The following is an 11,260-nucleotide window of genomic DNA, read 5'->3' as shown; positions in this document are numbered from 1 at the left end:
TCAGCGGTGGCCGTCGGCGACGGCCTTCTCGGTGGCGGCGCGGACCTGGGCCTCGGCCTCCCCGGTGAGCGGGAAGCGCGGCGGGCGGGTGGGGCCGCCGTGGCGGCCGACGATGTCCATCGAGAGCTTGATCGACTGCACGAACTCGGTCTTGGAGTCCCAGCGCAGCAGCGGGTGCAGCGACCTGTAGAGCGGCAGGGCCGTCTCCAGGTCTCCGGCGACGGCGGCGTGGTAGAGCTCGGCGCAGGTGGTGGGGAAGGCGTTGGGGTAGCCGGCGATCCAGCCGACGGCTCCGGCGGTGGCGAGCTCGTGCAGGACGTCGTCCGCGCCGATGAGCAGATCGAGTTCCGGGGCGAGTTCGGCTATCTCGTAGGCGCGCCGGACGTCGCCGCTGAACTCCTTGACCGCCACGATGCTGCCGTCGAGATGCAGCCGGGCCAGGAGGGCGGGGGTCAGATCGGTCTTGGTGTCGATGGGGTTGTTGTACGCCACGACCGGCACTCCTGCCGCCGCGACCTCGGCGTAGTGTGCGCGTACGGCGCGTTCGTCGGCGCGGTAGGCGTTCGGCGGCAGCAGCAGGACGGAGCCACAGCCCGCCTCAGCGGCCTGGTCCGCCCAGCGGCGCGCCTCGGAGCTGCCGTAGGCGGCGACGCCGGGCATCACTCGCGCGCCGTCGCCCGCCGCCTCGACGGCGGTGCGGACCACGCGGACGCGCTCCTCGTCGGTGAGGGTCTGGTACTCGCCGAGGGAGCCGTTGGGGACGACGCCGTCGCAGCCGCTTTCCAGGAGCCACCGGACGTGCTCGGCGTAGGCGTCGTGGTCGACGGAGAGGTCCTCGCGCAGCGGGAGCGCGGTGGCGACCATGATGCCGCGCCAGGGGCGGTCGGTGTTCCAGGAGGTGGCGGTCATGCCGGTAACCCTTCCGATGGGTGACGTTTCCTTGACGTGAATACGGTCAAAGTGGATACGGTCAAAAGAGGTGCCGCAGAGGCTAGTCGGCGCTCTCGGCGGTGGATGGTGGCTCTTCGAGCGCGCCGAGCACCCCGAGGGGGACGGGCACGGCGAGCGGCCTGCGCTCGGCCGACGGCGGTACGGTCCCCTCCGCCGTACCCGACGCGGCGAGGCAGGCCACGGCCGTCGCGCACATCCGTCCCTGGCACCACCCCATGCCCGCACGGGTGAGGAGCTTGACGGTGCGCGCGTCATGGGCGCCGAAGCAGGTGACCGCTTCGTGGATCCGGCCCGCGGTCACCTCTTCGCACCGGCAGACGTCCGTGTCGTCCGTGAGCCAGTCGCTCCAGCCGGGGCCGGGGGAGTGGGCGGCGGCCATGGCGTCGGCGAAGGCGCGCATGCGGTCGCGGCGGCGGCGCAGTTTCCGCACGCGCGCACTGCCGGTGAGCGTCGGCTCGCCGCGCAGCCGGGCGGCCACGGCGATGCCCGCCAACTCGCCTTCGGTGCGGGCCAGCTGCCAGCCGCCGGTCCCCCCGGTCTCCCCGGCGGCCCACAGGCCCGCGACCGAGGTCTCCTGAAAGTCGTCCAGGGAGAGGGCCTGTGTTCCGTCCGGTGTGCGCCGGGTCGCGCAGCCGAGCCCGGTGACGAGCTCGGTCTGCGGTATCAGTCCGTGCCCCACGGCCAGCGCGTCGCAGGCGATGCGGCGGTCCGTGCCCGGCACCGGCCGCCAGTGGCGGTCGATGCGGGAGACCGTGACGGCCTCCACACGGTCGGTGCCGTGTGCCTCGGTGACCGCGCTGCGGGTGCGCAGAGAGACCCGGTGGCGCAGCAGCGCCGAGCCGTGCACGGCGGCCTCGAGGAGCTTGTGCGGGTTGGTGGCCAGTGCCCGCGGATGCCGGGCGTAGCCGAGGTAGCCGGAGGCCTCGACGACGACGGGGACGTCCGCGCCCGCGCCCGCGAGCGAGGAGGCGACGGCGAGCAGCAGGGGGCCGCTGCCCGCGACGACGATCCGCTTCCCGGGCAGGACGAGCCCGGACTTGAGCATCGCCTGGGCGCCGCCGGCGCCCACGACGCCGGGCAGTGTCCAGCCGGGGAAGGGCAGTTGCCGTTCGTAGGCGCCGGTCGCGAGCAGGATCGCGCGGGCTCGCACGCGGGCCGGGCGGTCGCCGTCGCCGTCGGCTCCGGTGAGGGCGTGCGCGCTCCACAGGCCGTCGCTGTCCCGGGTCACGGTCCAGACGTGGTGGAACGTGCGGTGGTCGATGCCCCCGCTCGCGAGGCCCCGGCGCAAGTGGGTGAAGGCGGACCAGTCGTGGTGCAGGGCCTGTGGTCGCCGGGCGCCCAGGGCAGGGGCGGGGTGCCGGAAGTACTGGCCGCCGGGCTGCCCGGAAGCGTCCAGGAGCGCGACGGACAGTCCGAGGCGGGCAGCTGCCCCGGCACCCGCGAGACCGGCCGCGCCCGCACCGATCACCGTGAGGTCGTACGGCTCAGACGCTGAGCTCGGCATGGCCGTGGCCTTCCTGGGTGGTGATCGCGTCGCCGGGCCGGGCGGGCACCAGGCATGCCCGTCGGTTGGGTTCCCCGTTGACGGTGGCGAGGCAGTCGTAGCACTGCCCGATGCCGCAGAACGCCCCGCGCGGGCGGCCGCCTTCGCGTGTGGTGCGCCAGGCGAGGATGCCGGCCCCCCACAGTGCGGCGGCGATGGACTGGCCGGGCAGGGCGGTGACCGTACGGCCGTCGAAGGTGATCTCGAACGGCGGACCGGGCTCCGCCCTGACCAGGTCGGCGGGGGTACGGGTCACTGCGGGCCTCCTCTCGGGGACGGGACGGGAACAGACGCGATGAGACAGGGGCAGAAGGGGACGGTCAAGGAGTCAGGCGGCGGGCGCGAACCGGCCGGGAAGGAACGGCCGTACGTCCAAGGGCGGTTCGTCGCCCGTCAGCAGTCGGGCGACGAGCAGACCGGTGGCCGGGGCGAGGCCGATCCCCGCGCCTTCGTGGCCACAGGCGTGCAGCAGTCCGGGCACGCCGGGATCGGCTCCGATCGCGGGCAGATGGTCCGGCAGATACGGGCGGAACCCCGTGTAGGTCCGTATCGCCCGCACCTTGGCCAGCATCGGGAACAGGGCGGTGGCCCCGTCGGCGAGGCGTCGGAGCACCTCCACCGACAGGGTGCGGTCGAAGCCGACCCGTTCACGGCTGGCGCCGATCAGGACCGGCCCCGCCGGGGTGCCCTCGACCACGGCCGAGGTCTGCAGGGCCGCCGAGCCGCTCGCCACATCGGCGACGTAGTCGGCCGCGTACACCTTGTGCCGCACGACGCGCGGCAGCGGTTCGGTGACGAGCACGAAGCCCCGGCGCGGCATCACCGGCAGGAAGGCCCCCGCGAGCCGGGCCAGTTCGCCGCCCCAGGTGCCTGCCGCGTTCACCACGTACGGCGCGTGGAGATCGCCGGCCGGTGTCCGTACGCCCCGCACTTCGCCGCCCGCGCCGGTGAGGACCGCGGTGACCTCCTCGCCGGTGCGGATGCGGGCGCCCGAGGCGCGCAGCAGGTGGGCGGCAGCGAGGGCGGGTTGGACCTGGGCGTCCTGGGGGTAGTGGAAACCGCCCGTGAGGGCGGGGGAGAGGTGCGGTTCCAGATCGCGCAGCAGGGGAGCCGGGACCTCGTCGGCCTGCACGCCCGCCTTCGTCTGCGCCGCGGCGAAGTCCCGCAGGGCATTCATCCCCGGATCGCCTGAGGCGACGACCAGTCCGCCCTTCGCCTCGAACTCGATGCCCGCCGGGAGCCGTTCGGACAGCTCCCGCCACAAGCGTGTGGAGAGCAGGGCCAGATCGAGTTCGGGGCCGGGCTCCTTGTCCGAGACCAGCAGGTTGCCTTCGCCGGCCCCCGTGGTCCCGCCCGCGACGGGACCACGGTCGATCACGGTGACGGAGAGGCCGGAACGGGCGGCGTAATAGGCGCAGGCGGCGCCGATCACGCCCGCTCCGACGACGATGACGTCCGAGGAGTTTCTCGTGGGCACAGCAGTAATATTTCACATTGCACTACCGCTGCCAAGGGTCGTCCCCGGATAACTCTTCTCACCCTTCCATCAGTTCGCCCATCCACGCCTCGATCGCGTCCGGGGTCCGCGGCAGTGCCCCCGACATCAACCGCGCCCCGTCGGCGGTGATCACCAGGTCGTCCTCGATGCGCACCCCGATCCCGCGCAGCGCGGCCGGCAGCGTCTCGTCGTCGGGCTGGAGGTAGAGCCCGGGTTCGACGGTGAGCACCTGCCCCTCCTCCAGGACGCCGTCGAGGTAGGCGTCCGCCCGCGCCTGGGCGCAGTCGTGGACGTCGAGGCCGAGCATGTGCCCGCTGCTGCACAGGGTGTAGCGGCGGTGGAGGTCACCTTCGGCGCTCCGCAGCACGCCCCACTCGGCGAGGCCCTCCGCGATCACCCGCATGCCGGCCCGGTGGAAGTCGCGGAAGCTCGCACCCGGCTTGAGCGCGGCGATGCCCGCCTCCTGGGCGGCGAGGACGAGTTCGTAGACCTGCCGCTGGACGGGCGAGAAGCGCCCGGACAACGGCAGGGTGCGGGTGATGTCGGAGGTGTAGAGGGTGTCGGTCTCCACGCCGGCGTCCAGAAGCAGCAGTTCGCGGGGGTTCAGCCGCCCGTCGTTGCGTATCCAGTGCAGCACGCACGCGTGCGCGCCCGACGCGGCGATGGTCTCGTAGCCGGTGCCGTTGCCCTCCGTGCGGGCGCGCAGGGCGAAGACGCCCTCGATCCACCGCTCGCCGCGCGGGTGTGCCAGCGCGCGGGGCAGCGCCCGCACGACGTCCGTGAAGCCGGCGGCGGTGTGGTCCACGGCCAGTTGCAGCTGCTCGACCTCCCACGCGTCCTTGACCAGCCGCAGTTCGCTCAGGGCGGCGGCCAGGTCGGTGTCGCGGGACGCGTCGCGCCCGGGCGGCAGTTGGTCGTAGGTGTCCCGGTGGGCGCAGCGGATGCCGGTCATGCGCTCGCTCTCGCCGAGGTCGGGGCGCGCGCCGACCCAGAACTCGCCGTAGCGCCGGTCGCGGTAGAACTCCGCGCCGTCGCGCGGAGAGCGCGGCCGCACGTAGAGCACCGCCTCGTGCCGGTGCGGGCCGTCCGGCTCCAGGACCAGTACGTGACCGGCCTGGTCCTCGCCGGTCAGCCCGGTCAGCCACGCGTAGGCGCTGTGCGGCCGGAAGCGGTGGTCGCAGTCGTTGGAGCGGACCTTCAGTTCCCCCGCCGGCACGATCAGCCGCTCGCCCGGAAAGAGCGCGGAGAGCCTCTTCCGGCGTGCGGCGGTGATGTCCGCCACGGGTAGCCGGATGTCGGCGGGCAGCGGGGTCGCCGCCCAGTCGCCGGCCATGAAGGTCTCGAACTCCGGTGAAACGGGCAGGTCGTGACTTACCGTGCGGAGCGCGGCGACCGCTGGTTCGTTCATGGGGACTCCTCCTCGGACACAGGTGGATAACGGAGTGACTGACACCTTGTCAGTGCAATTTCACATTACTATGTTACGGGTCACATTTCAGTCAGCTGACTGTTCGACTGTTCACGGAGTGACCACTGATGAACAAGCGCACCTGTACCGCCCTCGCCGCCGTACTGGCGGCCCCCCTCGCGCTCGGCGCGGCCGGATGTTCCGGCGGGAAGCAGGCAGGAGGCGACGGCAGGAACGGCAAGAACCCCGCCGTCGCCGGCGAGGGCTCCGTGATCGGCGGCACCCCGCAGAAGGGCGGCACGCTCACCGTGCTGTCCAACCAGGACTTCACCCACCTCGACCCGGCTCGCAACTGGGTCATGAGCGAAATGGACTTCGGGACCCGGCTGCTCTACCGGACGCTGGTGACCTACAAGTCGGCCCCCGGCACACCGGGCAATCAGCTGGTGCCCGACCTCGCCACCGACCTCGGCACCTCCTCCAACGGCGCCAGGACGTGGACGTTCCACCTCAAGAAGGGGGTGCAGTACGAGGACGGCTCGCCCGTCACCGCGCGGGACGTGAAATACAACGTGGAGCGGTCCTTCTCTCCCGACCTCCCCGGCGGCGCCGACTACGCGGCCCGCTATCTCTCCGGCGTCGAGGGCTACCGCGGCCCCGCCCAGGGCAAGCACCTGGACTCCGTCAGGACCCCGGACGACCACACCATCGTCTTCGAACTGAACAAGCCCTTCGCGGAGTTCCCCAGCGCCACGGTGATGCCGACCTTCGCGCCCGTACCCCAGGGGCAGGACAAGGGCCCGCGGTACGACAACCGGCCCTTCTCCTCCGGGCCCTACAAGATCGACTCCTACGACCGGGGCAAGAAGCTCGTCCTCGTACGCAACGACAAGTGGGACCCGAAGACCGACGAGGTGCGCAAGGCGCACCCGGACAAGCTGGTCGTCCTTATGGGGCTCAAGGCGAACCAGATCGACGACCGGATGATCGCGAGCCAGGGCGCCGACGCCTCCGCCGTCCCCTGGTACGCCCTGCGGCCGGAGAGCGCGGCCAAGGTGCTGCCCAGGGCCGAGGTACGGAAGCGACTGCTCGCCGAGTCCCAGAACTGCACGGACATGGTCCAGATGCACACCGGCCGGGCCCCCTTCGACAACGTCAAGGTCCGCAGGGCCGTGCAGTACGCCCTCGACCGGGACGCCGTCCTGACGGCCTCCGGCGGCCCCGCCTTCAACGACCCCTCCACCGCCTACATGCCGGCCGCGCTCTTCGGCGGCAGGCAGCCCGACACCCTGAAGATCCCCGCCACCGGCGACGTCGAGAAGGCCAAGCAGCTGCTGAAGGAGGCCGGCAAGCAGGACGGCTTCTCCACCAAGATCACGGTCTCGTCCGGCGACAAGGGCCGGGCCGAGGCGATACAGCAGTCCCTCGCCAAGGCCGGCATCAAGGTCACCATCGAGACCGTGGACCCGTCCGCCTTCTACGCCACCATCGGCGACACCAAGAACCGTACCGACATGGTCTACACCGGCTGGTGCCCCGACTACCCCTCCGGCTCCACCTTCCTGCCCTTCGTCTTCGACGGTCGCTTCATCAAGGAGAAGGGCAACTCCGGCAACCACTCCCTCTTCCGCGACACAGCGACGATGAAGCGCATGGACGAGATCGCCGCCATGACCGACGCCAAGCAGGCCGGCCGGGCCTGGCAGCGGCTGGACGGCGACATCCTCGCCAAAGCCCCGGCCGTGCCGGTGCTGATCCGCCGCTGGCCGCTGGTCCTGGGCACCAACATCGCGGGCGCGTACGGGCACACCTCCTTCGGCGGCCAGATCGACTACGCCACGGTCGGCCTCAAGGACCCCGCCAAGAGCCAGGGCTGAGGACCGGTACCCCCATGACCACCATCACACCCCCGGCGGCCGGCGTCCCCTCGGGCAGCGGCCCCTGGCGGCTCGCCCGCACCGAACTGGGCCGGCGCGCCTCCGTGCGGATCTCGCTCCTCGTCGTCGCGCTCTTCCTGCTCATGGCCGCGGGAGCCCCGCTGCTGAGCTCACTCGCCGGCTGGACACCCGAGGAGTTCGACAAGAGCGCCGTCGACCCCTACCTCGGCGGCCAGCCCCTCGGCCCGCTCGGCGGCATCTCCGCCGACCACTGGCTCGGCGTGGAACCCGTCACCGGCCGCGACCTCTTCGCCCGGGTCGTCCACGGAGCCCAGGTATCGCTCCTCATCGCCCTGACCGCCACCGCGATCGTCGTCGTCGCCGGAACGGCGGCCGGTATCGCGGCCGGCTACTTCGGCGGCCGCACCGACACCGTCCTCTCCCGCCTGATGGACCTCACCATGTCCTTCCCCTCCCTCATCTTCATGATCGCGATGATGTCGGTGGCGAAGGACGTCAACCGGATCGTGCTGATGACCGCCGTCATCGGGCTGTTCGGCTGGCCCGGCATCGCCCGCGTCGTCCGCGGCCAGACCCTCTCGCTCAAACACCGCGAGTACGTCGACGCCGCCCGCGTCAGCGGCTCGGGGCCCTGGCGCATCCTCACCCGCGACATCCTCCCCGGCGTCCTCGGGCCCGTCATCGCGTACACCACCCTCATCATCCCCGGCATGATCGCCACCGAGGCGGCGTTGAGCTACCTGGGCGTCGGCGTCCGACCGCCCACCCCCTCGTGGGGGCAGATGATCGCCGAGAGCGTCGCCTTCTACGACACCGACCCCATGTACTTCGTCATCCCGAGCACCTGCCTGTTCCTGACGGTGCTCGCCTTCACCCTGCTCGGCGACGCGCTGCGCGACGTCCTCGACCCCAGGAGCGGCCGCGCATGATCCTCTACATCGGCCGCCGGCTCCTCGGCGTCATCGGGGTGCTCATCGCCATCGCCGCCGTCACCTTCACCATCTTCTACGTGCTGCCCTCCGACCCCGCGGCCGCCGCCTGCGGCAAGTCGTGCAGCACGGAACGACTGACCGCGATCCGCGCCCACATGGGCCTCGACCAGCCACTGTGGCGGCAGTTCGCGGACTTCGTCACCGGCATCTTCACCGGCCGGACCGTGGGCAGCGGTCAGTACGCCCTGCACTGCGACTTCCCCTGCCTCGGCTACTCCTACGAGAACTCCCAGGCCGTCTGGGACCTGCTCATGGACCGCCTGCCGGTCTCGGCGTCCCTCGCCCTGGGTGCGGCCGTGCTCTGGCTGCTGCTCGGACTCACGGCAGGGGTCACCGCGGCGCTGCACAAGGACACCCTCACCGACCGCGCCCTGATGGTCGGCGCCGTCGCCGCCGCCTCCCTGCCCGTCTACTTCACCTCGATGATGCTCATCTACGGCCTCATCCGGGTGGCCGGACTGCTGCCCTACCCGCAGTACGTCCCGTTCGGCCACGACCCCCTGGACTGGGCGTCGAACCTGCTCCTGCCCTGGCTGGCGCTGGCCGTGCTGTACGCCGCGATGTACGCGCGCCAGAGCCGCAATTCGATGATCGAGACCATGGCGGAGCCCTACATCCGCACCGCCCGCGCCAAGGGCCTGCCGCGCCGCACCGTCGTCGTCAAACACGGGCTGCGGGCGGGCATGACCCCGATCCTCACCCTCTTCGGTATGGACCTCGGCGGACTGCTCGCCGGTGCGGTCATCACCGAGTCCATCTTCGGACTCCCCGGCATCGGGCGGCTCTTCTACGGCGCACTGTCCACCGGCGACCAGCCGGTCATCCTCGGCGTCACCCTGCTGGCCGCCGCCTTCATCGTCGTCGCCAACCTGGCCGTCGACCTGCTCTACGCCGTCGTCGACCCGCGAGTGAGGTACTGATGGCCGCCCCACAGCCGCCCCTGCTCCACGTGAAGGACCTCAACGTCACCTTCCCCACGAAGCACGGCCCCGCACGCGTCGTGGACTCCCTCGCCCTGACGGTGCACCGCGGCCGGACCCTGGGCATCGTCGGCGAATCCGGGTCCGGCAAGTCCGTCACCTCCATGGCGGTCATGGGCCTGCACACCGACGCCGAGGTCACCGGCTCCATCACCCTCGACGGCCGGGAACTCGTGGGCCTCCCCGAACGTGAACTGCGCCGGCTGCGCGGCCGCCGGATGGCGATGATCTTCCAGGACCCGCTCTCCAGCCTTCACCCCTACTACACCGTCGGCGAGCAGATCGCCGAACACCACCGCGTCCACTTCGGCTCCCGCCGCGCGGCCGCCCGCAGACGGGCCGTCGAGATGCTCGGCGAAGTCGGCATCCCGGAGCCCGCACGCCGGGCGGGGGAGTACCCGCACCAGTTCTCCGGCGGCATGCGACAGCGCGTCATGATCGCCATGGCGCTCGCCTGCGAACCCGAGCTGCTCATCGCCGACGAGCCGACCACCGCCCTCGACGTCACCGTCCAAGCGCAGATCCTGGAGCTGATCGCCCGGCTGCAGGAGGAGCGCGGACTCGCCGTCGTCATGATCACGCACGACCTGGGCGTCGTCGCCCGCGTCGCCCAGGACGTGCTGGTGATGTACGGCGGCCGAGTGGCCGAACAGGCCCCGGTGGACTCCCTGTTCGCCGAACCGGCCCACCCTTACACCCGGGGCCTGCTCGACTCCCTGCCCCGCCTCGACGACGGCGACGACCAGCCGCTGCGGGCCATCCCGGGCAGCCCGCCCTCCCTGCTCACCCCTGCCCCCGGGTGTGCCTTCGCGCCGCGCTGTCCGCGCGCGGCGGCCGCGACGCCGGCCGACCGCGCCCGCTGCACGGGGACCAGGCCCGAGCTCACCCCGTCCCACGGCCATCTGGTCGCCTGCCACCTGTCCCTGCACACCGCTGCCCACACGTGCGGAGGCACCCGATGACCGCGACGGCCGAACCCCTGCTCTCCGTCCGGGATGTGACCATGACCTTCCCGGGCAAGCGGGGCCGTGCGGCTCCCGTACGGGCCGTCGACGGCATCTCCTTCGAGGTGGCGGCGGGCGAGACCCTGGGGCTGGTCGGCGAGTCCGGCTGCGGGAAGTCCACCACCGGCCGCATGATCGTACGGCTCCTGGAACCGACCGCCGGATCGATCACCTACGACGGCCGCGACATCAGCCATCTCCGGCAGCGCGAACTCAAACCGCTCCGCCGGGACCTGCAGATGGTCTTCCAGGACCCGCACTCCTCCCTCAACCCGCGCCAGACCGTAGCCCGGATCATCGCCGACCCGCTGCTGGTGCAGGGGCATTCGGCGGCGGAGGCGCGCAAGCGGGCGGCGGAGCTGATGGCACTCGTGGGCCTCATCCCCGAGCACATCGACCGCTACCCGCACGAGTTCTCCGGCGGGCAGGCGCAGCGCATCGGCATCGCCCGCTCCCTCGCCACCGGCCCCCGCCTGATCGTCGCCGACGAGCCGGTCTCGGCCCTCGACGTCTCCGTACAGGCCCAGATCGTCAACCTGATGGAACGGCTGCAGCGGGAGCTCGGCCTCGCCTATCTCTTCATCGCCCACGACCTGTCGGTGGTGAAGCGGGTGTGCGACCGGGTGGCCGTGATGTACCTGGGGCGGATCGTCGAAGTCGGCGACAAGGAGCGGGTGTACACGGCCCCGGCCCATCCGTACACACGGGCCCTGCTCTCCGCCGTCCCGCTCCCGGACCCGGCCGCGGAACGGCAGCGGGAGCGGATCACCCTGCTCGGCGACCCGCCGAGCCCGGCCGCGCCCCCGCCCGGCTGCACCTTTCATCCGCGCTGCCCCAAGGCGCGGGAGATCTGCCGGAGCGAGGCCCCGCGCTTGAGGATCGCGGTACCGGGGGAGGCGCGGCAGGTGGCCTGCCACTTCCCCGAGGAGCCCTGACCGGGCGCTCCTCACGCCCTGGGTCCAGGGGACCCAGGGCGTGAGGAGGCG

General features: G+C 71.9%; 10 protein-coding genes. 5 read left to right on the top strand and 5 right to left on the bottom strand.

What is annotated here, in order from left to right; all coding sequences use genetic code 11:
* The 5 genes from FHS38_RS20315 to FHS38_RS20295 all read right to left on the bottom strand — a co-directional run bounded on the left by FHS38_RS20315 (position 1) and on the right by FHS38_RS20295 (position 5,400).
* The gene (locus FHS38_RS20315; protein ID WP_184735358.1) at positions 1-909 is read right to left on the bottom strand and encodes a dihydrodipicolinate synthase family protein; all 909 of its coding nucleotides are present in this window, start codon (positions 907-909) and stop codon (positions 1-3) included.
* A gap of 82 nt (positions 910-991) precedes the next feature.
* Positions 992-2,455: an FAD/NAD(P)-dependent oxidoreductase gene (locus FHS38_RS20310; protein WP_184735357.1), complete on the bottom strand. Its 1,464-nt coding sequence runs from the start codon at positions 2,453-2,455 to the stop codon at positions 992-994.
* Entirely contained in the window at positions 2,436-2,750 is a 315-nt protein-coding gene (locus FHS38_RS20305; RefSeq protein WP_184735356.1) for a (2Fe-2S)-binding protein, read from the bottom strand. The genes FHS38_RS20310 and FHS38_RS20305 overlap by 20 nt, the downstream gene beginning before the upstream one ends.
* A 72-nt stretch (positions 2,751-2,822) precedes the next feature.
* Positions 2,823-3,971, bottom strand: a complete 1,149-nt coding sequence (locus FHS38_RS20300; RefSeq protein ID WP_184735355.1) for an NAD(P)/FAD-dependent oxidoreductase — start codon at positions 3,969-3,971, stop codon at positions 2,823-2,825.
* Positions 3,972-4,029: 58 nt separating this feature from the next.
* Positions 4,030-5,400: an aminopeptidase P family protein gene (locus FHS38_RS20295; protein WP_184735354.1), complete on the bottom strand. Its 1,371-nt coding sequence runs from the start codon at positions 5,398-5,400 to the stop codon at positions 4,030-4,032.
* A 128-nt stretch (positions 5,401-5,528) separates the two neighbouring features.
* Here FHS38_RS20295 and FHS38_RS20290 point away from each other — a divergent pair, with 128 nt between their 5' ends.
* The 5 genes from FHS38_RS20290 to FHS38_RS20270 are packed head-to-tail and all read left to right on the top strand — an operon-like array spanning position 5,529 to position 11,209.
* A complete protein-coding gene (locus FHS38_RS20290) occupies positions 5,529-7,277 on the top strand; it encodes an ABC transporter substrate-binding protein (protein WP_184735353.1) in 1,749 nt (582 codons plus the stop codon).
* 14 nt (positions 7,278-7,291) lie between these two features.
* On the top strand, positions 7,292-8,227 hold the full coding sequence (locus tag FHS38_RS20285; RefSeq protein ID WP_184735351.1) for an ABC transporter permease: 936 nt from the start codon (positions 7,292-7,294) through the stop codon (positions 8,225-8,227).
* The gene (locus FHS38_RS20280) at positions 8,224-9,210 is read left to right on the top strand and encodes an ABC transporter permease (protein ID WP_184735349.1); all 987 of its coding nucleotides are present in this window, start codon (positions 8,224-8,226) and stop codon (positions 9,208-9,210) included. The genes FHS38_RS20285 and FHS38_RS20280 overlap by 4 nt, the downstream gene beginning before the upstream one ends.
* Positions 9,210-10,232, top strand: coding sequence for an ABC transporter ATP-binding protein (locus FHS38_RS20275; protein ID WP_184735347.1), 1,023 nt, complete (start codon positions 9,210-9,212; stop codon positions 10,230-10,232). Before FHS38_RS20280 ends, FHS38_RS20275 begins: the two co-directional genes overlap by 1 nt.
* Positions 10,229-11,209, top strand: coding sequence for an ABC transporter ATP-binding protein (locus FHS38_RS20270; RefSeq protein WP_184735345.1), 981 nt, complete (start codon positions 10,229-10,231; stop codon positions 11,207-11,209). The genes FHS38_RS20275 and FHS38_RS20270 overlap by 4 nt, the downstream gene beginning before the upstream one ends.
* Positions 11,210-11,260: the final 51 nt, after the last annotated feature.

Source organism: Streptomyces netropsis (assembly GCF_014203545.1).
Lineage (GTDB): Bacteria > Actinomycetota > Actinomycetes > Streptomycetales > Streptomycetaceae > Streptomyces > Streptomyces netropsis.
This window is presented reverse-complemented; position numbering and strand designations above follow the sequence as displayed.